27 protein-coding genes are annotated in these 20,969 nt (G+C 46.9%); all 27 read right to left on the bottom strand.

All coding sequences use genetic code 11. The features are described from left to right. Positions 1–161: 161 nt before the first annotated feature. The 27 genes from NYE58_RS02750 to NYE58_RS02620 all read right to left on the bottom strand — a co-directional run bounded on the left by NYE58_RS02750 (position 162) and on the right by NYE58_RS02620 (position 20,953). Entirely contained in the window at positions 162–572 is a 411-nt protein-coding gene (locus tag NYE58_RS02750; RefSeq protein ID WP_076138584.1) for a hypothetical protein, read from the bottom strand. Positions 573–635: 63 nt separating this feature from the next. After that, complete coding sequence (locus NYE58_RS02745; RefSeq protein ID WP_060622117.1) at positions 636–1,079, bottom strand: phage tail tube protein; 444 nt, start codon at positions 1,077–1,079, stop codon at positions 636–638. A gap of 3 nt (positions 1,080–1,082) precedes the next feature. Next, positions 1,083–2,435, bottom strand: coding sequence for a phage tail sheath subtilisin-like domain-containing protein (locus tag NYE58_RS02740; RefSeq protein ID WP_076138583.1), 1,353 nt, complete (start codon positions 2,433–2,435; stop codon positions 1,083–1,085). Next, positions 2,416–2,673, bottom strand: a complete 258-nt coding sequence (locus tag NYE58_RS02735) for a hypothetical protein (protein WP_326046242.1) — start codon at positions 2,671–2,673, stop codon at positions 2,416–2,418. Before NYE58_RS02735 ends, NYE58_RS02740 begins: the two co-directional genes overlap by 20 nt. Beyond that, complete coding sequence (locus tag NYE58_RS02730) at positions 2,670–3,164, bottom strand: hypothetical protein (RefSeq protein WP_076138582.1); 495 nt, start codon at positions 3,162–3,164, stop codon at positions 2,670–2,672. The genes NYE58_RS02735 and NYE58_RS02730 overlap by 4 nt, the downstream gene beginning before the upstream one ends. Continuing rightward, the gene (locus NYE58_RS02725) at positions 3,161–3,655 is read right to left on the bottom strand and encodes an HK97 gp10 family phage protein (RefSeq protein WP_076138581.1); all 495 of its coding nucleotides are present in this window, start codon (positions 3,653–3,655) and stop codon (positions 3,161–3,163) included. The genes NYE58_RS02730 and NYE58_RS02725 overlap by 4 nt, the downstream gene beginning before the upstream one ends. Beyond that, on the bottom strand, positions 3,642–3,968 hold the full coding sequence (locus tag NYE58_RS02720) for a hypothetical protein (RefSeq protein WP_076138580.1): 327 nt from the start codon (positions 3,966–3,968) through the stop codon (positions 3,642–3,644). The genes NYE58_RS02725 and NYE58_RS02720 overlap by 14 nt, the downstream gene beginning before the upstream one ends. After that, the gene (locus NYE58_RS02715) at positions 3,965–4,351 is read right to left on the bottom strand and encodes a hypothetical protein (RefSeq protein WP_341001011.1); all 387 of its coding nucleotides are present in this window, start codon (positions 4,349–4,351) and stop codon (positions 3,965–3,967) included. Before NYE58_RS02715 ends, NYE58_RS02720 begins: the two co-directional genes overlap by 4 nt. Beyond that, positions 4,329–4,634, bottom strand: coding sequence for a Rho termination factor N-terminal domain-containing protein (locus NYE58_RS02710; protein ID WP_076138578.1), 306 nt, complete (start codon positions 4,632–4,634; stop codon positions 4,329–4,331). Before NYE58_RS02710 ends, NYE58_RS02715 begins: the two co-directional genes overlap by 23 nt. After that, positions 4,634–5,581 carry a major capsid protein gene (locus NYE58_RS02705; RefSeq protein ID WP_076138577.1) on the bottom strand — a complete coding sequence of 316 codons (948 nt, stop codon included), beginning with the start codon at positions 5,579–5,581 and terminating at the stop codon, positions 4,634–4,636. Before NYE58_RS02705 ends, NYE58_RS02710 begins: the two co-directional genes overlap by 1 nt. A gap of 20 nt (positions 5,582–5,601) precedes the next feature. After that, a complete protein-coding gene (locus NYE58_RS02700) occupies positions 5,602–6,828 on the bottom strand; it encodes an XkdF-like putative serine protease domain-containing protein (protein WP_076138576.1) in 1,227 nt (408 codons plus the stop codon). A 210-nt stretch (positions 6,829–7,038) separates the two neighbouring features. Next, a complete protein-coding gene (locus NYE58_RS02695) occupies positions 7,039–7,602 on the bottom strand; it encodes a hypothetical protein (protein WP_076138575.1) in 564 nt (187 codons plus the stop codon). 264 nt (positions 7,603–7,866) lie between these two features. After that, entirely contained in the window at positions 7,867–8,394 is a 528-nt protein-coding gene (locus tag NYE58_RS02690) for a hypothetical protein (RefSeq protein WP_143766787.1), read from the bottom strand. Positions 8,395–8,571: 177 nt separating this feature from the next. Further along, positions 8,572–9,099, bottom strand: coding sequence for a hypothetical protein (locus NYE58_RS02685; RefSeq protein ID WP_076138573.1), 528 nt, complete (start codon positions 9,097–9,099; stop codon positions 8,572–8,574). Positions 9,100–9,209: 110 nt separating this feature from the next. Next, the gene (locus NYE58_RS02680; protein WP_076138572.1) at positions 9,210–10,040 is read right to left on the bottom strand and encodes a phage minor head protein; all 831 of its coding nucleotides are present in this window, start codon (positions 10,038–10,040) and stop codon (positions 9,210–9,212) included. Further along, a complete protein-coding gene (locus NYE58_RS02675) occupies positions 10,033–11,511 on the bottom strand; it encodes a phage portal protein (RefSeq protein ID WP_076138571.1) in 1,479 nt (492 codons plus the stop codon). Before NYE58_RS02675 ends, NYE58_RS02680 begins: the two co-directional genes overlap by 8 nt. Positions 11,512–11,514: 3 nt before the next feature. Next, a complete protein-coding gene (locus NYE58_RS02670) occupies positions 11,515–12,831 on the bottom strand; it encodes a PBSX family phage terminase large subunit (RefSeq protein ID WP_076138570.1) in 1,317 nt (438 codons plus the stop codon). After that, positions 12,812–13,726 (bottom strand): phage terminase small subunit, encoded by a 915-nt coding sequence (gene terS, locus NYE58_RS02665; RefSeq protein ID WP_076138569.1) that lies wholly within the window; start codon positions 13,724–13,726, stop codon positions 12,812–12,814. The genes NYE58_RS02670 and terS overlap by 20 nt, the downstream gene beginning before the upstream one ends. A 371-nt stretch (positions 13,727–14,097) precedes the next feature. Then, positions 14,098–14,307, bottom strand: coding sequence for a hypothetical protein (locus tag NYE58_RS02660; RefSeq protein ID WP_042188687.1), 210 nt, complete (start codon positions 14,305–14,307; stop codon positions 14,098–14,100). A gap of 136 nt (positions 14,308–14,443) precedes the next feature. After that, positions 14,444–15,748 carry a site-specific DNA-methyltransferase gene (locus NYE58_RS02655; RefSeq protein WP_076138567.1) on the bottom strand — a complete coding sequence of 435 codons (1,305 nt, stop codon included), beginning with the start codon at positions 15,746–15,748 and terminating at the stop codon, positions 14,444–14,446. A gap of 191 nt (positions 15,749–15,939) precedes the next feature. Beyond that, complete coding sequence (locus NYE58_RS02650; RefSeq protein ID WP_076138566.1) at positions 15,940–16,362, bottom strand: hypothetical protein; 423 nt, start codon at positions 16,360–16,362, stop codon at positions 15,940–15,942. Positions 16,363–16,828: 466 nt separating this feature from the next. After that, complete coding sequence (locus NYE58_RS02645) at positions 16,829–17,188, bottom strand: hypothetical protein (protein WP_076138565.1); 360 nt, start codon at positions 17,186–17,188, stop codon at positions 16,829–16,831. Between the two features lie 594 nt (positions 17,189–17,782). Beyond that, positions 17,783–18,283, bottom strand: a complete 501-nt coding sequence (locus NYE58_RS02640; protein WP_076138563.1) for a hypothetical protein — start codon at positions 18,281–18,283, stop codon at positions 17,783–17,785. Between the two features lie 92 nt (positions 18,284–18,375). Continuing rightward, positions 18,376–18,705, bottom strand: coding sequence for a LexA family protein (locus tag NYE58_RS02635; RefSeq protein ID WP_076138562.1), 330 nt, complete (start codon positions 18,703–18,705; stop codon positions 18,376–18,378). Positions 18,706–18,711: 6 nt separating this feature from the next. After that, on the bottom strand, positions 18,712–19,488 hold the full coding sequence (locus tag NYE58_RS02630; RefSeq protein ID WP_076138561.1) for a sigma-70 region 4 domain-containing protein: 777 nt from the start codon (positions 19,486–19,488) through the stop codon (positions 18,712–18,714). A 3-nt stretch (positions 19,489–19,491) separates the two neighbouring features. Then, the gene (locus NYE58_RS02625; RefSeq protein WP_076138560.1) at positions 19,492–20,619 is read right to left on the bottom strand and encodes a sigma-70 family RNA polymerase sigma factor; all 1,128 of its coding nucleotides are present in this window, start codon (positions 20,617–20,619) and stop codon (positions 19,492–19,494) included. Positions 20,620–20,755: 136 nt separating this feature from the next. Further along, complete coding sequence (locus NYE58_RS02620) at positions 20,756–20,953, bottom strand: IDEAL domain-containing protein (protein WP_076138559.1); 198 nt, start codon at positions 20,951–20,953, stop codon at positions 20,756–20,758. Between the last annotated feature and the right edge of the window lie 16 nt (positions 20,954–20,969).

Genomic DNA, 20,969 nt, shown 5'->3' with positions numbered 1-20,969 from the left:
GGTTGTTCACCTCCATCCTGCCTATTTCTTGTTAGCCAGGCGTTTGGCTTCTTCTTCAGCAATCATCCCCGCGGCAAGACAGAAATAATACTGCCGCTGTTTATCCACCTCATACGGTAGGATTTCAGCCGGCAGCCGCTTCTGGTTAATCCAAAAGGATGCTACCCAGCTTGCTTCTCCGTCTTGCTTGATGAGTTTTTTGCTTCTTTCATAAGTTCGTCCTTTGTTTCTTGGAAATTACGCACAGCTTTGCTAAGCTCCGAATAATCAGCAGGATTGTCTAGAATACGCGGTGGCAGCTCATATTTACTGGTGCAATTGAAGGCGAGTAGTAAATCTTTATTGTTCCAATCAAATTCATGTTCGGTTGCCTTAACGATCATGACGTCGATCTCGTTATAGGAATCTTTCGGATCACCATTTTCCTCATAGGCCAACTCATATGCTCGGCGTACCTCAATAGTGGTCAGGCGGCGCACAGACCATTCTTCCCCGTCTGCCGGCACAGTAATGGTATCGTCTTTACGACCTGATTTACCTTTGGATAGGTATTTTTCTAATTTATCGCTCATAGTGATTCTTCCTCCAATTTTTTTATTGATATGAAATAAAGAAAAAGAGACGGTTACCCGTCCCTATGCCATATAATCCGGGAACTGTTCAATAAAATCAAAATCATTCGCCGTACCAGAAAGCGTGATATCGATGCCATTGTTGTCGTCAATCTTGGCAACCAGCAAATCCATTTCATCATGAATATGCACACCGCTGATCATCACCCGTTCTACATTGCCAGTCTGCATGTCCTCAAGAGAGCCTGTGATCCGGTCTAGGAACATCGTCTTACCTGCCTTGAAATCAGCCAAGAGCCTGTAACGAAGAGAGGACTCCAGTTTTGACATAACCAGCTTTACAGTGATCTCATACCCGACAATCTGTTTCGTCTTAGACATCTTCCTCGCACGGATAATATCCAATGTCTCTGGTTTCAGAATAACCTCTACTTCTTTAATGGTCTGAATCGAGTCGCCATTGTCATCCTGCACGGATAAATTACGGCCAATAAGTTCGCGTTCCATCTATTACGCCACCTCCCAATCAATATTGAAGATTTCAATCGCATCGAGCGGTTTGGCCGACAGAGAGAAGTAAGCATAATCCATGTCACTTTTCTTTGTTGGATGCTCGGTAAATGTAAATTCTGAGCCAATCGCCTTTTGTTCAGCACGAGTCTTCAGATAACTAACGACTGCTGCGATAAACATACCCCGACCATCCTTGTCATTATCCAGCTTAGCCTTGTTTGCTTTGCCAGCAGCGTAGATGTCATTCAGGATTTGGTCAATCGTCATGGAAACTCGAATCTTGCCGAAGTCCTCCCGCTCCCCTGCACCAAGCGTGGTCAATGTGTTCACTGCGGACTCAATAATATAGTCGTAACCATCCCGTGTAGCCATCAGGGTACCTTCAGCCAAACCCTTCAAAACCTCACTATGGCTCCAATCTACTAGCGCTTCAGTCATTGGTACCTTAACACCCGTAAAGGATTTATTAGCAGGTGTTCCAGCGGCTAAACCAGCTACCCATGCTCCCCACTGCAGGGAAGTATAAGTCTTTCCGTTGGAATGTTCGCCAGCCAAAGAGCAATTGATGATAAAACGAGCATTAGCAGCGCGGCTACGCGTGTTATGAACTTCAATGTCATCATCAGATCCCGGTGCTCCTGCAATGACCAACTGCGCTAACTTGCGAGCCTTGCTACGCCGATCTAGCAGCCATTGCTTAGCAGCAGCTTGTACCGCTGCGTCCGAGGAAGGCAGAGACACAACATCAAACACCAGGCCATCTACTCGATTGAAAATGCTGCTCCAATTAGCGGCGGTGATTGTAGCAGTGCCGGTAACGCCACCATCCAGCTTGGTATAAGCCACATCAGCCCACGCTGTTGATCCGGTACTTTTAAACCGCACCATATTAGACTTTTTCAGCGTCTCCACTGCCTCTGCTTTATCAGCTACCAGGAAGGTCTCGGTATCATAAATTCCTTTCACGTCCCGGATCAAGATCTCTTTCTTCGCGGCGTCCACCAAGCTCGCCCGAATCATATATTCGAAATCGTTCCCCCGCGTTCCGGGATAACGGGCCTCAATTGTGTAGCTGCTGGCCACTGCAACGGAAGCTTCCACCTCATTGCCATTGGTAACGCGGTACCCGACAACGGTCGCCCCATTCTCCGCTGCCAGTTCCAGCTCATCAACCTGCAGACCGCTCTCCTTGAACCGTTCTGACTGATCCGCCATATCCACGGCTTTGTTCGGCAGGCCCCACTCCGCTTGGTACGGCACCAACACCCGACCGGATACCGACAGGACGCGGGACTCGGCTACCGCCTGCAGCTCCACATAAGCGCCGGATCTACTCCGTTGTATCGACATTTACTGTTTCCTCCTTTGTTGTGAGACCCAAATAGGCCTCCACTTTCTGAATGACTTCCTGCTGTGACAACAGGGCATCATCCGGACAATCAAAAAGAGCGCCAGCGATCTCAAAGCGTTCCCGCTTCAAAACCACTGCGCTCTCAATCCATTCCTGCTTACTTCTCTTGTTTACATCGTCCGGTACCGCTGGCGAGCCTGACGGTAACAGACGCTGCAATCGCTTGTTGCTGCTCATGCCTGATGTTCCTCCCCTTCGTAATCAGAATAAAAATCATTAATCTTAGATACTGGACTACCATCACTATTTACAAGCAGCTTAGGAACATGCAGCAGGTATGAATACCGAAATGTAACTTCCATTTGGTCATTCATAGGCCGCGTGCGCGGTGTCTCAACGACAAGCATCACCCCAAAGCGCTCTGAAACCACACAGAACCGCCGCTGGCGAAGGAAGAGAAAGAAAGGAGATAAATCTAAAGGGATCGGTTCTCCTTTGTCCTCATCCCCGATACGTTCGATATCGTAATGAAAGACTAGGCCCACATCCTCGATGATCCGATTCGATTGGGGTGTATGCGTCTTATCAGACACAAGGTCTGTTTCAATAAAAACGCTAGGACGATCAAATTGACCTGCCAACCATTTCGACTTTTCCCGCAGGATCGGCAAGTCAGGGTACACCCGCTTCACAATATCAGCCCAGGCTTTCAATCCCACATCCATCATGACAGCATCCTCCCCAGCTCTTTCTCCAACCGCTTCGTAATCAATGCGTTCATACCACCTTCCAGTTCCTTCACAGCGATATCAAAATAATGACGACCGATAAAGGAACGCGGTCGAGCCATAAACCCTGTCTTTGCAGCCGGATCATATACAAACTGACCATTTGCCTTCCAGAATCCAGGAACATAATGTGCTTTACGGATGGTGTATCCATCATTGAGGTGGCGCGCATAAGGAAGGTTGGAACCAACTTCAATAGTAATAGAATTGCGATCAACATCCCATTCCCAGACGTTACTGTCTGCTCCTCGAGTAAAAGAGTTCCACATCAATCCAGTGTCAATCAGATCCTGTTTATCAATCTCATCGATGACCAGGTTCAAAAGGGTTTCACCCACAGCCTCAGCAATGTTCTTAAGGATCTGGTTAATACCTTCATCGCTCAGCTTCTTGAATTTCTTAGCGAGTCCGTCAAAATCATGCACGCTCACTACCTTTCACCTCGCATGTCACCAATAACTCACGCCAATAACGGCGTGGATTAGAGTCTATCACCAGATACTTACGTCCGAACAGTAACACTTCGTCGCTAATTCGGACGTCTGCATTCTTCGGTACACCAATTGTCTTTTTGACAATGTATATGACGGGAGTTGATTCTGCCTTGGCATCGGTCTGGGTCTTAACAACAAAACATTTTAAATCTGCGACTTTTCCGGATTTACGATCGCTGAACAGATCGTCCGCATCCTTCTGCCGTCCGACCCGGTATACCTCCAGCAGGGTATTCATACGGTGATTCATAGCAAATAGGCCATGATATTCCCATCATCCGGCCCAGACTGCTGCTTCTTGACCCACAGGAAGAGGATAGAGTCCACATCAGCATTACCCGTGGTCTTACCCTCAACTGCCTGTCGGGTGTATGTCCAAGCTCCATCACTCTCCGCTGAGTATCCACGGGCGACTGAAGCCAGGTATTCCTCGCTGTCCTGCAGAGCGAGTGACTCCGCAAGCTTTACCCAGGCCAACATGAGTTGCTTGTCCGCCACCTCCGGGAACGGGACGGGCAGATACAGTTCGATTCGTGTCATTGCATCATCAATGTACTGCTCAAGCTGATCGTCAGTTGCCTCTTGTACAGCACTGACACGGCTACGTTTCTTAAGGAGTGTCGCTACCAGCATCCGGTACACCGCCGCCTTCCAGCGCCTTCAATTCAGCGATGAGCTCGGGCTTCTTCATATCCGCGAAGCCTTCAACGCCTGCTTTCTTCGCCTTGTCCTTCAGTTGTGGTAGATACAAATCCTCCAGTGGAATGATCTTTTCCTTTTTGACCTCAAAATCAGGGTGCTCAAGTAAATGCTTCAGTGCCGTCTCATCTTCCACTAGCACTGGCTTAGCTGGTTCAAACCGGATACTGTGTAGGCGCAGGGAGGTGTTATTGCCCCGATAGGTTACGTATGGCATTAGAATTCCACCCCTTCCACGTAAGCCAGTGCCTGCGGCTCTTCGAAGATAGCATCGAAATCGGAGTGAATCGCATAGAAACGCTTATCCGTCCAAATTGCCTCTTTGCCCTCAGTCGTCTTCCGGATCTGCATATCGTAGGTGTGAACCATTGCAAAGTTAGGCTGATACGTAAAGAGGATCGCACCTTCTGGCATACTCCAGACTTCTTCGACATCATAGGCGTTTATCTTCTTCACGCCGCCCATGATCTGTAGCTGAATTGATGCGCTAGTGTCTTTCTCGGCCAGCATCTGTAGACGTTCGCTGAAGGTGTTGGGATGCATGAAATATTTGAACACGCCGCCGGCTCTGTATCGGGTTGGAATCGCCCGTTCTACCTCAAACAATATTCCCTTCTTCTCAGCTGCTGAAAGGGTTGCCCAGTCCAAGTAATGACCAGTGTTACGAGCCTTCTTCAACCAACCGTCATTAATTTTCAAAAATTCATAGTCTGGATCGGTGTCCAGGGTAGCAGTATCACCATTAAAGCCGATATCCTGCATATTTTCACCATAGTTGTTTGCCATAGCCCGCATGATAATTTCTTCGGCATTTTGACCGCGTACCCGCTGAGTCTGGCGAATAAATTCTTCGGTAATATCAAATGGAATAATTACAGGCTCAACTGAATAAGGGATCTGCGGAAAGGTCAGACCAGGCGTGTTGGAAGCCATAATATTCTCTTTTTTACTACGCATATTCCGGCCTCGTACTCCGACTTTATCGATGGTCCCTTTGGAGCTCTTCCGATTCTCATGACGAATCCCTTTTAGAAAACCGTTAGCCTCATACGCCATATCGGTGAAAGCTTCTACCTCTTCATAATTCAAAGCGTTTTGATCCATTGTGGTCACAATAGTGGATTTCTGAATACTAGTTCTGGCGATGTTACCGTTTGTTCTCATGTTTTACATTCCTCCTTCGATTACAGGAAGCGTCCGAAACTAACGGCGCTCTCTGATTTGCTGATTTCTTCCTCATCACTTTGTGCGGAAGCACCACGACTGTTCTTTACCAGTTGCACATCTGCTGCCAGCGTCTGCATCTGCTTGCTCAATGGCGCAAGAGCCTTGGCAATTGCGTCATTGATTGCAGTCTCTTCTGAATTAGTAGCCGGAGCAGCAGTGCCTGTATGTTGGTCACCTTCAACGCCCTCATCTTTCTTAAGCTCCGCAATCTCTGATGTCAGGCTTTCCACCTGCTTTGCGATCGGAGCCATTGCGGCCGTTACAGCCTTGGCAATATCTTCAGCTTTCAAATCGTCTTCCCCCTCGGGCTCCTCTTCTACGGGAGCTGTTTTATTTTTAAGTTCGGTCAATGCGGCGATCGCATCATCCACATGTTTCAAGTTACCTGCGGAAATTTTCTTCCCAGCCTTGGCAATCTGCTCAAGCGGGGTACCGATGGCTTTCACAATATCCTCCTTGGTCAGCACTTCCTCAGCAATATCTACAAAATCCTGTAGCGCCTCCCGGATGGTCTCTGGGTCAGTCTCCAGACCACTCTGCCAGCTGTCCCAATTAAAAAGAACCGAGTTGAGGGCATCCTGTGCCGCCCAAAATTCTCGGTTCTTCCGATTCTTATGATATTTGTCTGCGACGGCTCCCTTCTCAATCAGGCCCAGCGCTTTGGCTATCCTGTTCAAGATTCCCTTGGATACCTCCTCTTCCTCCTCAATCTCTTCCCGCTTACCCACACCCCACATCGAAAATCCGGTGATCTCGCCTTTCTTAATGGATTCCCAGGTATCTTCATCCGTCACTTTCACAGCTGCCACCCAAGAGCCCTTCACGATCTGCTGCTCACCGAGCGTCATGTCGCAAGGAGCAATGTAAGACTCAATTACAAACCCCTTATCAACTTCGAGATCATGCTGCTTGTCGATGTTGTAGGTGTGCTGCTTCTCCATGAAGAGATGAGCTGCCTTCTCGATCTCGACTTCATCCATTTGATCGTCATGTGCGTCTGCTACATCCGGCTGATACACCACGCCTTTCACAATCCGCTTGTCATCATCAATCTTAGCGATTTGCACCTGTTTCTGGATGGCGTTCTTCCCTGCAGACTTGATGATGGCAAACGGAACGCCATTCGCTCCCTTGTCTACCAGGGAGATATGTGTGATTTTAGCGTCTTTCAGTTTGTAACTCATATTCTGTTCTCACCTCCTTTCAATAAAAAAAGCTAAATTAAAAGACTCCTTGCAGATTCTGAATTGTAATGGCGCCAAAATTCGTTAAATAATAGACTGACCTAGAAATTGAAACAGCGACAGCAAAGGACGAGAAGATAATGTCCTAGACTGTCGCTGTTTCATTGAACTAACGTTCCCCGTTAGTTCAATGAGTTCATGGAGGAAAAGTTATTTCAGACCTTCATTTTTCGTTTCGGAACCCAGAACCTTCCCTATCTTGTCCATGTACAGTTTTGTCATCATACCGCACTTGTTCTGCCCAATCACTCCAAAAAACAAGGCTTGATGGTCTTTTATAACGTTGAAATGATATCCTTTAGCCCATCCTTCCCCTGGTTTGACATCGTTTTTAATCGCAATCTGCACCATATTAGGTGAGTCAAGTATGAGATCACTTTGTGGAATAATTTCAAAATCTTGAATGTCTTCTTGTACAGTTCGCATAATCGCAATCTTACCTTTTTTTATGTTAATGATTAAAATTTGATTTCTTTGACCATTTCCAAAGAGCAAATTCCAAACTTCTCTTTTGCCATCATTACCAAGAGTAGATGGCGGTGTTGAGCCTGTGTCACCAACACTCGTGATTGAGATTAGATTCGCCTGAGCATCCCATTTTCTTGCTTCTGTAAGACCGATCTGGAAAGCGTCTACTAATGTGATCCCTGAACTGGTGGATGCTGTGGCTATACTCATTACATTAATGCCGCTTAACAAGATTAAAAAAATCAAAACGCCTCTCCGTAACATTGAACAGAATCGCCCTATAAATGTTTGGGTTATTTTCCGCATAAATGATTGAATTATTCTGCCCATAGTTTAATCACTTTCCATTGTCATTTGCAGTACGTAGATACATCGCAGTAGACTCATACTGCTTACTAGCGAATTCCAAAAGAACTCGTTTTGAGGGTTCCAATATAAAAACTAACAGTTGCCTTAAACTAAAAAATAAAGTCCTAGACTACTGTTGGTTTATTGAACTAAAGTTACCATTCATTTTACTGATTTGGCTACCTCAATCATATCCTTCTTGGACAATTGGCTACTATCCATCTCAATATAAGTACCATCTTGCACCCACCGCAAACATCCCCCTAGTGTTCCATAATCAAACCTCGCTTCAATTCCGTTCAATTTAACAATCTCACCACTCGTATCAAATTTAAAATTCTCTTCTATAACTCTGGTCGCACTTGTTTTACTACGAACATCGATTATTGTTTCAAATCGCTTGCTTTTGTATCCTATTGCTTTATGCTGTTCAATCCCAAACATATACGCGCTTCCCGATTTATCGAAGTAATGGAGTCTAACCTTCGTAATTAGTCGGTCAGTATCAAGAGGATACGGTTCCTTGATTTCAAGTTTCCAACTCGTTAAGGAGTAATGTGGGGTAAACAGCTTAAAATCCGTTGCACTTTTTAATTGATCCAATCCAATATTTGCAAAAGCTTTCATAGGATTTAACAACGATATTGTTGTTAAGAACAAAATTAAGACCAGTTTCTTCAGAACCATCATTAGCACCCCCGCATGCGTTTATTCGTGTAGGGTTTCCCAAGAATGGTGTCTTTATCAACGGACGGACTTGTTTAGCAATCCTGCCCGTTAGCACAACGAAGCTACCGATTCATGTCGGCAGCTTCGTCCTGGTGTTATTGAGCTATAGTTCCCCGTTAGCTCAAACTATGTGTCTCGTTATAATTCACTTACCTTAGTCACGATAAATCCTGATTCGTAATAATGATTGAATGTGATTGTAAACGTCTTGATTTTCTTGTCTCTTTTATTGTCTATAACTCTTTGGACCGTTGCCAATATATCTAATTCCATAAAACCACCTTCGACTTCTCTCATATCCGTTACATGAAATGGGTCAAACCAGTAAACGTATTCTTTTCCTGTCTTCAAGTACCCTTTTTCTTGTAGAGCTAGAAGTGTCCTTCTTTGCAACTCTGTTGTTAACATACGTTCCAGTTGTTCTTCTCTTGTTTGAGGAAATCCCCATAAAGCGACCCATTCAATCGAATCTTTTTCTTTAGACGCTTCGCCATTCGCTGGAGCAGCACTTGCTGACTGAATGGATAGTATAGTACCAATGGAAAGGACCAGTATGGACATAAATTTTCTATTCATATCATCACCTACCCATAATTTCCCCAGTTGGAATTGTTTTATGTGTACAAGAAATTGTTCCGTTATCCTGCACGTTAGCTTAATGATCATCAGTCTATTACTCTATTTACTCAGCCTTCTGTTCCTCATTCAAAATAATCCCCTCCATTTTTTTTGTAATTCATATTAACTAAAAGAAGAAGATCAGTTGATCACCTTTTTCATTCCATTACAGATTGCATTGTGCAGCGGCATTGTATAATTTCCTCTGGTCGCCCACTGGGATCTCCGGGGAACATCAACTTGCTTTTTCCAACAATAAACGGCTTATCAAGTGGCTGCACCTGTTTGTTCGCTTTTTTGTGTGTCTTCCGGGTGCGGTTTCCCCCTGCAGATCGCCATTTCTTCCCGGTTACCATCTCAGACTGTTTCCAACCTTCCATTTTCCCACCGTTAGCTGCTGCGGTACTCATTGTTCTGGTTATTGTAACTGCACGCTCCATGGTAAACGGTCCAGCGTCGCCTTTAGCTGCTGCGGCGCTGATATCTCGTATAAGCACTGCCCTTTCCCCGTTCGTCTTGCCCTCATCGATGGCTTTCTGAAAGGCACGAGTCATGACATCCTTGCTGGTCCCGTTCATATCAGGCACCAGCTTTTGAAGCTTCTTGGCAAAACGTGAAGCTGCCTTGTCTTCAACGGACCACACTTTGTCAGGATCGAGCGCATTCAGCTCTGTTTCACCTGCCAGATGATATAACGGCTGGAAAGCATCATACACGGCCTGTTCAAACTGGACAGTGAACAAATCACCGGACTGTACGGACTGTATAACCTTGCCCAGCTCCCCGATATCAAGCAGCAGCTCCTCACTGAGTTCCAGAATCGCATCATGCAGCGCCTTCCCCTGAAGCTCAAGAATCTCAACAATCCGATTCTCTCCTTGCTTGTAGAGTTCTTCCAGCACCGCGCGCTCTGCATTGGTCAGTTCCAAGCTGTCCAGAAAATCAGTGTCGTCCGCTTTGGCGATGAGCTCCCAGCATTCCTTACACATGACCAGCTACCTCATCATGACTCTGCCGCAGCAAACGCTTGGCGATGACGGACACCTGCTCCTGCAGATTGTTTACATCGGTGTCAGAACCAGGCACGGTTAATGCTGGTTGGCTACTCAGTAGTTGGGCGATTGGTGTATCGAGGTATTCTGCACTGTACTTGGATTCATCAATAGTGGTATCCAGCACTTCCTCAGCGATCGGTATTAAATCTCTGACCAGCATAATACCGCGGTCTGCGATAAAGTCCAGCAATGCCTTCCGGTCTTCTGGATCAATAATACGAGGTCCACGTAATGTCGCACGTACACGAAAGATGCCCATAGCTGGGAATAAGCGCTTATTAAAGATCTCATCCATTATCCACTTGCGGTAGGGTTCGAAAACCTGTTCCTCGGCAAACCGTAGCGCGGCCTGTGCCGTGGCACGGTTATAGTCGGAGCTCTGTCCCACCAGAATCGGCGGGAGCCTGAACGCTGAGAGGATATCGGCTTTCTTGTCCTTTCCGTATTCCAGGAACAAAGCATCTTGCTGGAGCAAATCATTCAGCTTGTCCAGCTTAATGGCCACCTTCTCGACTTTCTCATCCAGCGGCCCACCGGTCTCCTCCCCAATCGCTTCCAAGTACAAGATGCCGCCCTGTGACTGCGCTCCCTTGACGTTCCGTAGCAGTTCCATGGATTGCTTGGTCAGCCGGCCATTCGTGACCGTCAATAGCATGGAGAGCATGCGGCCATTACTGAAATAAGAAACGTTCAGTTCCTCTGCCTCTCGACTTCCAACCACGCCCGGGGCATTCCCAAACCAACGCGGCTCCCCATACGGACCGTCATTACCTAGCTTCAGGGGAATAATCTGATTGCCTTGACCCTCGGATCCAAATGGTCGGAACCACACCACCGACTGTCCACGCTTCATGGCGTACTTCCGGGCATACACATCCTGCGAGAACTCTTCGACCTTCTTCGATGACCGGATAAGTCGCTTCCTCTTGATTGTCACCTTATCAGTTTCCCGAGTGCAGCGTACATATTTGGGATTCATCCGGTAGAGTGTCGGAAACTCACTACCGGCAGGCCAAGCAACCTCAACATTTGCATTTCCGCTACTTTCAATATCCTCAATCAATGAGCTGATAATCTCATCTGGTGTATCCTCCAGATTACACGTCTCCAAAAACTTTTCTGCCCTGTTCCACTCCTCCTGCGCGGTCTGATCACTCTCTCCAGGGAGATACTCCAAAGCAATACCGTATCCAGCAATGTTTCGCTTGTACGCCTCGATGCACTGCGGAATAATGTTACTGTTCTTAACCAGCAGTTTGCAGGAGGTAGGATCATTGCCTGGTGGAAACGCAAGTAACCCGTGCTGATCATAAAGGTTTTCAAAGCTATCCGGTAGCTGTGCGCTCGATGGAATATGCCTGTCCTCTGCTTTGGACATTTGAAACCACTGTGCCTCGCCACTCATGCCTTACACCCACCCCACATCATGATCAGATCGCTCCTCTCTTTCTTTTTTACGCTGCTTCACACGCTGTAGCAGATAGTCCGTATGGATGCCGTAACGCCTGGCGTCACAGGTATGGTCATTTTGTTTGACTGGCTTATCTTCACCACGCTGAGCGGCTTTTTCGTCCCATACGTAAGACACCAATTCTTTAAGTGAGTTGGTGTTGTCAGCACAGATATACAGCTCGTTGTTCTGAAACCGATTGGACACGGTTTGTATGCCATCCAGTACATCATTAACAGCAGCCTTGATATGGTTGATACCTCTTCTCTTCAGTTCAATAATGAAGGCTTTAGCAGAAGGGTCAATAAAGATTGCATATTCATCACCATCAATAAATTGCTGCAGATCATCCGCATACTCGCCGTTCGTCCGCTCTCCCTTTTTCTTGATGTCGTGATAATACTCATCCAATTCGTAATACACGCTGCCCAGGACTCCGTATTTCAGGAACGTAGTTGGATTATTTGCCCCATAGTCAATGCATATGAACTTACGGTCAAATTCTACTGGGAACCAGTCACGTAGCTTTTTATGAAGAGCATCGTTGAACTTGGAGAAGATCACACCTTCGGCCATAACCCATAACCCCAAGATAAAACGGTCATAGAATATTCCGGTATACCCTCTGCGATACCGCTCTCGGACACGCTCGGACAGTGAAAGATTATCGTCCATTGTAAAGTGGAGATGCACAGCACGCTTTTCAAACAGTTTGTCCAACCACTTAAGCTTGAACCAGTGATACGGCCCGGCAGGGTTACAGTTAAACCACATCTTAGCCCCGTCGACGGAACAGCGGAGAGTTGCCTGTTCTACAAAGGATTCTGGCATTAGAGCAACTTCATCAAAAAACATTCCTGCAAGCGTAATACCTTGAATCAACTCTTGGGAACGCTCATCCTTACCCCCGAAGAGGAAAAACTGATTGCTTACCAGCCCTCTGGATATCGTCAGGACATTTTCCGTCTTGTTGTCATGTATCTGGTACCCACGGCTGGCCAGCATTCGTTTGAGCGGCCCAATCACATTCCGGCGCAGCGCGCCGATTGTCTTACCTGCCATGCCGAACTGTTCACTGTGAAATGTTTCGGTCGCCCACACGATGTAGCTAAATGACATGGCCACTGTCTTGCCTGCGCGGACTGACCCATCACAGATCAGTGCATCCATATCATGATGAGGGCTTTCAGGCATCCACCACGTCAATACCTGCACCTGTTTATCGGAAAAAGGCTTCCACTTAAACGTGGAGGGCTTAAGCTTCAGGTTCGCCATTTTTAGCCCACACCTCCGCAGCTCTTCCCCTTAACGCATCGATAAAACCGTCATCTTCGATTTTGTCAGGCTCAGCGCCGCCACGCTTGATCATCAGTTCATGTTTCAGCATCTCTATCCGGACGCGTTTCTCTTCGTCCATCAGACGGTTCTTCAGCTCAATGGCCCGGATCTTCTTGTCCTGAATCCGGGTCAGTGCTTCCTCTAGCTTCACGATGTCGTCAAGCTTGCGGAAACCCTTCTCCTCGATCTTGGATTCCATCATCTCATTACGGCCATGAGGGATCTTCTTCGTGATGCCAGTCTTCTCATCATGGATAGTAGCGACTTCTTTGATAGCCTTCAACTCATAAAAGACGTTGCGCTCAGTTTCGGTCAGCCCGTCCATCAAAGCTTTGATCCGCTGCATCATACGCCGCTCCCGGATCGTCAGAAGGTACAGAGATTCATTCGCCTGGATGATCGGATCAGTGTCCACCTGATCGATAAGCTGCTGCTCGGTTTCGGTCAGGGTATCCAGCCAGATAGTTTCATGCTCACCGGTGGTGACGGCCTTCTTATTACCAGGCGGCCCACCGCCCCCGCCGCTGTTTCCCTTCGCATTCTGATTACCTGGGGGAGCACCCCCACGATTACCGACAGCGTTCTTGTTCCCTTTGGGCGCTCCCCTTGAATTCGGCACGCTCCCATTCGCTCCATTTGGAGCGCTCCCTTTGAAAGAATCCTCAACGCTCCCATTCAAATCATCCTGCCAGCGGTCCACAGCCTTCCATTTTCGGACTCTGGACTCAGGAACAGAAAGAGCGGCGGCGATGTCCTTAAGCTTCATCTTTCCGCCGCTCTCAAGCCACATTTGCTTTGCCTTGTCCCGCTCGGGACTGCGTTCTCTGGCCATGCTACATGTCACCACCCCCAACAATAGATATCTGACGCTTTCTCGCCAAAGGCTACAAGACAGTATCTTTCGAATACTCGTATCCGAAACTCTTCTGATAGTCTTCCCTGACCTCACTCGCAGGTTTAGTCGAGGGATAGCCCCTAACGTCCCTTCCTTTGGCTTGCTGTTCACCGATTCTATCTTGCAGCCATCCGTGGCCATTGGCAGACTCAATCACGTTGAAAATCTTTCTATCGTGGTCTGCAATTAAGAAACATGATACTTGTCTTCTGTGCATAGATCATAATCCTCCTTATACTTGAGACCATCTTTGAGTCTCTAAACCTAGTATATGGAAGAAGAGTAGTTTTTCTAACGCATCTATGAACTTACAGCTCATCCTTTTGAAGCTCAATATCTATCTCAATCAACTTCTTCAGATCGTCCACCGTCTTAATTTCAATCCGGCCGTCCTGGAAGTCCTTGACCCACTTGGCTATGCCGGCTTTAATAATTTTGCGGTATTGCGCCTTGCTTTCCAGAATACCGGCCATAACTTCGAGCTCATGCTGCAATAAAATTTCATCTTGTGTTCCCATTTACGTACCCCTCGACTTTCCGTTATGATGGAATGCGAGACAGCGGATGTCTGGAAATGCCACGCGTGGCGCGCCGTTGTCTCAGCCGGGGGATACCCTGGGTGAAGGGGAGGACGTTCACGCGTCCTCCTTTTAATTATGCAACGGGATCAGCACGAGGAAGGAGCAGCGGCTCTGTGCCGGTCGCGGCCTGGTAGCGCAATTTGATCACATCACAAAAAACTGGATCAAGCTCCATTGTTCTGCAGGAGCGGTCAAGCTGCTCACAGGTCATCATGGTGGAGCCGCTGCCGCCAAAGAAGTCAGCAACAATATCTCCGCGCCGGCTGCTGTTCCGGATCGGAATGGCTAGGAGCTCTAGCGGCTTCTGTGTAGGATGAACATACTTGGTTACATCCCCCTTTGAAACCTCCCAAACCGTTTCTGGGAGAGGATCTTCTGCCGGTAAACCGGACCGCCAGACCGTAGTCTGAGTACGATCGCCGTACCATGCCGGGGCCTTGCCCTTCATATGACCATAAAAGACCGGCTCATGCTTCCAGCGGTATTGTGCCCAGCCGAAAGTGGCCACGTTCTTGACCCAAACGCACTGGCAGCGCACTATAATCCCTGCGGCATTCATCGCGTCCTCAAATTCACGCTGATAGGATGAAGGGTGGAAAACATAGATTGCTGCAGTAGACTCCATGGCTACAGCATACTGTTCAAAGACAGCATGCAAAAAACCCGCAAACTCCTCTGCGGGCATATCGTCGTTCATTATTGAGCTGGTGCCGGCTTCTGCCAGACGAACCGAATCGCTCTCCACCGCTACATTATAAGGTGGGTCCGTCACAACCAGAGCCGCTCTCACACCATCCATTAGGCGGGCAACATCACCTGCATCCGTAGAGTCGCCACACATGAGGATATGCCGGCCGAGCTGCCACACATCACCGCGGCGTGTTTCAGGCTCTTTGATCTGATCGAGAGCTCCCTGGACGTCAAAATTATCTTCAACAACCGGCAGATCAATCTCAGTGTCTGGCATGCCGTCAAACTCTGTAATAAGCTCTTCTATCTCCTCCGGATCAAAACCGGACAACCCCAGGTCAGCCCCGCCTTCCTGTAGCTCACTCAACAGTTGCGCCAAGGCCTCATCATCCCACCGACCAGACACCTTATTCAGCGCCAGATTCAGCAGCCGCTCCCGCTCAGGGTCCAAGTTGACTACCGATACGGCCAACTCCGTGCAGCCTTGCTCATTCACCAGCACCTTGTATCGTTGGTGCCCACCGACCATATTCCCCGTCTGTTCATTCCATACGATCGGGTCAACATATCCGAATTCGTCCAGGCTGTGGCGAAGCTTCTCATACTCCGGATCTCCCGGTTGAAGGTCGACACGGGGGTTATAGGTGGCTGCATTAAGCTGGTCAATTGGTATGATTCTGATGTCCATAAGGACCCTCCTTTGAGTTGAGTTGGTTTCCCATCTTTGGGTAGGCGGAAACTCAGCAGGAGACGAAGAGAACCTGCCCGCCCTTCTCTTTTCTGCACATCACCACACAAACACACGTTGCTCTATATAAAGCCTAAAAATGGCTCACAGAAGGCCACATAAGAGCATAAAAAAAACACCCGAAGGTGTTCTTAGATTTTTCCATAAAAGACGTCGATTTTCGGAATGTTATTTTCAAATTGTTTTCTTAACTCTGTATATTTTTTGAAAAATTGCACTACCTCTCCGATAGGGGTATCAGAAGCATTCAAATAAGCCTCTACATCTTCATCGCTAAGTACATCCTCACGCTCTTTTGTTAATTTGAATGGCGCTCCGATTCCGCTTATTTCTGCTTCGAACTCCATTTTAATCCATTCCCCATCTTTGATCGCAATAGTTTGATCCAAGTCCCTATCTCCAGCTCCACCGTTAATTGCATGCGAAGAAAGAGTTCTACTCATAAATACCACTGCTTTTAGTCCGGGATAATCACCATAAATGGGTTTTTTGAGTACGTCATAATTCTCCAAAGTGAATTTTTTTATATCACGTATTAATTTTAATGCGTACATTTGAATTCCTCCCTTCGACATCATATTTCGACGTTTAGGGATATTCTTCCTTTTAAAAGAAAAATTCCTTTGAGCTGTTCAACCACTTGTATTTACTTAGGTGATACTCCACCACCACGAACAATATGTGTTTTGAATTTTTCTGTGTTGAATTGGTTACACGTTTCATCCAGTCTGACTTTTATGAAGTGCTTTGAGCAGATACGATTAACATTGTAATAATGACAGTGTTTGCATTTCTTACGAACGTTTTTGGACTTAATTATTCCAAGTGCCTTCTTCATAAGTACTTGAGAAGCTATCTTCAACACCCCCTGAATATTAACAATACCATATTTAGGAAGGCTTTACTTTCTGGCATTTCACTCTGGAACAAAACTGCTTTGTCCCTGTCCACTCACCCCACATACAACGCACACACTTCGCCGGCTGATTCGGATGCTCTTTCACTAGTGGAGGCCGGATGCTATTCTTCTTTCTCGCCATGATCGTCTTCCTTTCGTGAGAACAGATATATCCACTGGCTGAATTCGTGCTTGGATACTGAGCTGTTTTTAAGCGCCGCCTCCAGATCTCGTTTCCATGCTTCAGAACCAACGGCATCAATCTTCCGTTCTAGATCAGGTTTCGTCTTACCTATCAGTGTCCGAGCTGTTGTCTTAAGCGCTTTGCAGATATCACCAATATTCTTACTCTTGCTATCATCCAGAAGATAAGCGAGTAGGCGCTGTTCCTTCTTGTTGAGCCTATAGGGTCCTGCAATTTCAGACACAACCTCTTCACAGGTCATTTCTAGGTCCTTAAGTTCTCTAGATATCTCCACCATGATCATCCTTTCTGCATAATAAAAAAAGCCGCCCAATAATGAGCGACTTCGATTATGTATAAAATTAATTCGTGCTTGGATCCTGGCCAGATCAGTGGCGTTTGCTCCGCATCCGCAGCAAATGCGCTGCGCTCTTTGCTTAAAGTCTTTATCTCCATTGTTACAAAGGAGGATAAGACCATTTTACTGAGCCCATTAAACGAGAGTCAAAAGGACTAGAAACGATTTCTGACCATTCCTTATGCGCGGACTCTCGAATCCTCAAAATCTCTAACTCTTTCATATCCACATGCCAATCAGTGGATTATACTGTTAAAAAGAATCTGAGGGAGGAATCAAAAACATTGCGAGAAGTGATGAAGAAAGCATTGATCCGTATAGTTATTGTAGTTTCAATAGGATGGATCGGCGGGCTCATCGTAGATCACTATTCGAAATAGGAAAAGCGAGAGGAGGTACGCCCCGGTTAAGCGCCGCATGTGCGGCCGTGCGTGTCACTCTCGCCTGATTTCCACATTACCAATATACCAGGGAAAACTCGTCAAGTGGTGTTCATAATACACCGAAATGCACCGCATTGTCCTCAGAATGTCGTCAAAATTCGTTCTTTATATAATCATAGAATCCAGTCAATTTTAAAGAGAATGCGATAGATTCAATACCGGCTTCGATGCGACGGTCCACGGTACTGGATGCCACACCTCTACGCATAAACATGATCGTTTCCTTTCTTGAATATCCCTGGATGAAGCGAATATCAATTGCTTCCTTCGCCTCCGGATCAATGACCTGACTATGAGCCCGATCTATCAGCATCGTGAAAAGCTTATACTGCGAGTAAACCCATTTTTGCTTATCCTGCAGAATTACGGCGTTCGCAGTTTTATCAGCGTGTAGCTCATCTTGATCAATCCTCCGAGCTGCTTCTCCATCAATGGCCACCTGGGCCATTTCCTTTTCGTGATCTTCAAAATCCTGCATAAATAAGCGCATCATCTTGTATTTTTCGAGGTAGAATTCTGTTTGTTGGATCTCCTCTTCAGATGCTTTTGGAAAGAGTTCACTTTGTTTGAAAATCCCCCATGCCATCGTCATTCCCCTACTCCCCCTGTATGCTATAATGTCAAGAGGAATAGTTTGGTAGAAGGACCCCGCCCCGGCCAAGGATATGGGGTTCTTTGTATGTCTTAGTATTTTTCAAACTGTTTAAGCTTCTTTCGTAACTCCACATTTTCCAGCAGTAACCTCCAATTTTGCTCCCTTAAGTCTTCCTGAGACTCTAGCGAATCTCTAATATTCTGCTCAACTACTCGTAAAGTCCGAACTTCGTTATCCTTCTTCACTAAGTACCCTTTGTCAACTAATTGCTTTACTAATGAATGCGCAGTAGAGCGGGACTTTATCTTCAGGAGATCTGACACCTCAGAAACTGAAGGAGCATAGCCCTTTTGATCAATGAAGCCCTTTATAAGCTCCAATGTTTCTGCCTGGCGATTCGTAAGGGGCTTTTTCATCATATTATTTCATCCCTCTCGAAGCTTACGTCGCTTAAAATCGAACCCAATACGTTCAAGCTTACCTCTAACACCCAGAGCGCTTTTCCGAAGCGTTAAGGCAATCGTTTCGTAGCTGTATCCCTCTTGGGCCATCCGAAGTAGCGTCTGTACTTCCTCTTTTGTATATTTGATATGGTTCTCCAACCGGACTGGACGCACCTTCACGCCTAAGTCATGCAACCGGCGTTTCACCGCAGCCTCGGAACGATCAAACAACTTGGCGACTTCCGGATAGGTCATTCCCTTGGTTCGGAGAACTTGCACTAACCGTTGATCTTCCTCTGGTGTCCAGTGCACAGCTTGGTATGTCTTCTGGGACCGCATCTTGTCAGCTCTCCGCTTGACCTTCGCCCAAGCCGGCTCAGCTCCAAGAAGATTCGGCTCCATTTTGGCCAAGTTAAGCAATTCTTTGTGCTGCTCCGCCCATTTCCAGAAATCCTCGTATCCTATTACCAATACCCTGGCGCTACTGGCAAATATCTTCCGTCTTGCAGGGAATCCATACTGTGGAATCCAGTACCTAACAATTTGGTTATAGGATTTATCAAGTGCCAGGGACAGCTGATTCACGGTAATGCCGTCAAAGCTCATACGCGAATCCTTCAGCCCCATCCCCCCTGCCTTCAGCTTAATAGCTTCTATGCTACGGCCAAGCCGAAGGGATATAGATTTCAAGCTACATGTTCCCCAGCGATCTTGAAGGTACTCGAGTTCTTCCTGTGTCCAATTTTTAGCTCGTCCCAATTTTCATGCCTCCTCAGCAACTTCCACTTGGATGTAATGCACAGCAGCCGTATCGTCATATTCCAAAACATATCTTTTCCGTTCAATATTCTTCCCTTTCAACCAATCGCTCAGGCGCTTGCTGGTAGCTGCAGCAGCTCCATTCACATCTCCATAGCCCTTTGACAACCGGATGCCAGTTTCCGCCTTACGGATGACCAGCCGCTTGAGTTCAGCATTGTAACCTACTTGAACAAATTCCTTCAGGACAACATCAAGTTGCTTTGAAGCTGCAGGGTTTAAATTGAGGCCGGTTGAAGTGACACCGATGGTTGGCGTAATCGGTGAGGTAGTATCGGTAAACCATTCCACGCTGTCTAATACAGTTTTGACACCGTGCTGCTTGGCCTCTTCTATATTGAGTTTCCTAGTTTTCACTGGACTTGCGGTAGTAGACGTACTCATGAAGCTCCCCTCGCTTTCTTCTATTCCCATGAATAATTTAAATTTTAATTTAATCTCTCTGACCTTTTCATGAGCCTCGATTAAATGAAGACTATGCTTCCTTGTCATAACTCTATGTCCGTGGTTCATAAGATCGATGAAAATTTGTTTTTCCTCATCCTGCAAGGTATTTATGAACTCACGGAGCCAAAACAATGAAAAATCATCTTCAACACCGTGAATATCGTGAAACGTAACCGTTCCCTCCGAAAACATCTGGTCCATGGACTTTTGTCGAAAAGTCCGCATCGCTTGAAGGCCAAATCTTGCCTGCAGCACGCTAATCTCTAATGCCTCAGCAATCTCAGCTTCAGAAAGATGTTGCAATTCACCCTTCAATATTCGATACCCTACGCGAAACGCCTTATCGGGTGGACGGATGTTGCCAGATTGATCTCGAAGATAATTGAACATTCTCCCTCGGATTGCCTTGTAAGCGAAGGTGGATACCATAACGCCCTGACGTGGCACATAACGTTCATAGGACTCCAGGAGTGCTATCGTACCTTCGCTGATTAGATCCTCCAGACAATCCTTATTTGGACTGTATTTACGTGCTAATGTGTGAACCCACGGAAGCCCTGATTGAATATAGACTTCTTTGTCCTTACATGGCAGCGCCGCTTCCTGTATCGCCAAAGCCCCCAACAGATAAGCCCCCTTTCAATTCAGCCCCCTACTGATTTGAGCTCTGCACCTTCTGTTTCATCCATCGTAATTGTTGACATGCTGTCCCACGTCTCCCGGATCTCCTGAGCCTTGGCTGTGTGGGATCATGTCAATATTATTGATTGTCCGCCACCATCTTCCTGGCCAGTTCAGCTGCATAGAGCCGAAAAGCAGCCTCATCCCCCTGATCAAGTGCTTGATCAATTAGCCGACGCAGCCGCTTCTCAATAGCAGCCTCCAACACTACATCGGCGTGAATGCTGAGCAGGAACTTGTAGTGCTCCTTACTTATCTTTTTCAAGCCTGTTCGCATCGGCAACCCCTCCTTT

This window comes from Paenibacillus sp. FSL L8-0708 (assembly GCF_038009325.1).
In the GTDB taxonomy this organism is placed as follows: Bacteria; Bacillota; Bacilli; order Paenibacillales; family Paenibacillaceae; genus Paenibacillus_AQ; species Paenibacillus_AQ odorifer.
Note: the sequence above shows the minus strand (reverse complement) of the source record. Positions and strands in the feature narration are given on the sequence as shown.

Excerpts from the sequence above, each read along its gene's own strand:
- NYE58_RS02750 (WP_076138584.1), bottom strand. The coding sequence starts at position 572 with ATGAGCGATAAATTAGAAAAATACCTATCCAAAGGTAAATCAGGTCGT.
- NYE58_RS02645 (WP_076138565.1), bottom strand. The coding sequence starts at position 17,188 with ATGGTGGAGATATCTAGAGAACTTAAGGACCTAGAAATGACCTGTGAA.
- NYE58_RS02735 (WP_326046242.1), bottom strand. The coding sequence starts at position 2,673 with ATGAGCAGCAACAAGCGATTGCAGCGTCTGTTACCGTCAGGCTCGCCA.
- NYE58_RS02690 (WP_143766787.1), bottom strand. The coding sequence starts at position 8,394 with ATGATGGTTCTGAAGAAACTGGTCTTAATTTTGTTCTTAACAACAATA.
- NYE58_RS02660 (WP_042188687.1), bottom strand. The coding sequence starts at position 14,307 with ATGGGAACACAAGATGAAATTTTATTGCAGCATGAGCTCGAAGTTATG.
- NYE58_RS02715 (WP_341001011.1), bottom strand. The coding sequence starts at position 4,351 with ATGCTGGTAGCGACACTCCTTAAGAAACGTAGCCGTGTCAGTGCTGTA.
- NYE58_RS02675 (WP_076138571.1), bottom strand. The coding sequence starts at position 11,511 with ATGAGTGGCGAGGCACAGTGGTTTCAAATGTCCAAAGCAGAGGACAGG.
- NYE58_RS02710 (WP_076138578.1), bottom strand. The coding sequence starts at position 4,634 with ATGCCATACGTAACCTATCGGGGCAATAACACCTCCCTGCGCCTACAC.
- NYE58_RS02680 (WP_076138572.1), bottom strand. The coding sequence starts at position 10,040 with ATGTGTAAGGAATGCTGGGAGCTCATCGCCAAAGCGGACGACACTGAT.
- NYE58_RS02620 (WP_076138559.1), bottom strand. The coding sequence starts at position 20,953 with ATGCGAACAGGCTTGAAAAAGATAAGTAAGGAGCACTACAAGTTCCTG.
- NYE58_RS02745 (WP_060622117.1), bottom strand. The coding sequence starts at position 1,079 with ATGGAACGCGAACTTATTGGCCGTAATTTATCCGTGCAGGATGACAAT.
- NYE58_RS02740 (WP_076138583.1), bottom strand. The coding sequence starts at position 2,435 with ATGTCGATACAACGGAGTAGATCCGGCGCTTATGTGGAGCTGCAGGCG.
- NYE58_RS02705 (WP_076138577.1), bottom strand. The coding sequence starts at position 5,581 with ATGAGAACAAACGGTAACATCGCCAGAACTAGTATTCAGAAATCCACT.
- terS (WP_076138569.1), bottom strand. The coding sequence starts at position 13,726 with ATGGCCAGAGAACGCAGTCCCGAGCGGGACAAGGCAAAGCAAATGTGG.
- NYE58_RS02720 (WP_076138580.1), bottom strand. The coding sequence starts at position 3,968 with ATGAATCACCGTATGAATACCCTGCTGGAGGTATACCGGGTCGGACGG.
- NYE58_RS02730 (WP_076138582.1), bottom strand. The coding sequence starts at position 3,164 with ATGATGGATGTGGGATTGAAAGCCTGGGCTGATATTGTGAAGCGGGTG.
- NYE58_RS02640 (WP_076138563.1), bottom strand. The coding sequence starts at position 18,283 with ATGACGATGGCATGGGGGATTTTCAAACAAAGTGAACTCTTTCCAAAA.
- NYE58_RS02700 (WP_076138576.1), bottom strand. The coding sequence starts at position 6,828 with ATGAGTTACAAACTGAAAGACGCTAAAATCACACATATCTCCCTGGTA.
- NYE58_RS02655 (WP_076138567.1), bottom strand. The coding sequence starts at position 15,748 with ATGGACATCAGAATCATACCAATTGACCAGCTTAATGCAGCCACCTAT.
- NYE58_RS02635 (WP_076138562.1), bottom strand. The coding sequence starts at position 18,705 with ATGATGAAAAAGCCCCTTACGAATCGCCAGGCAGAAACATTGGAGCTT.
- NYE58_RS02670 (WP_076138570.1), bottom strand. The coding sequence starts at position 12,831 with ATGGCGAACCTGAAGCTTAAGCCCTCCACGTTTAAGTGGAAGCCTTTT.
- NYE58_RS02685 (WP_076138573.1), bottom strand. The coding sequence starts at position 9,099 with ATGATCATTAAGCTAACGTGCAGGATAACGGAACAATTTCTTGTACAC.
- NYE58_RS02650 (WP_076138566.1), bottom strand. The coding sequence starts at position 16,362 with ATGTACGCATTAAAATTAATACGTGATATAAAAAAATTCACTTTGGAG.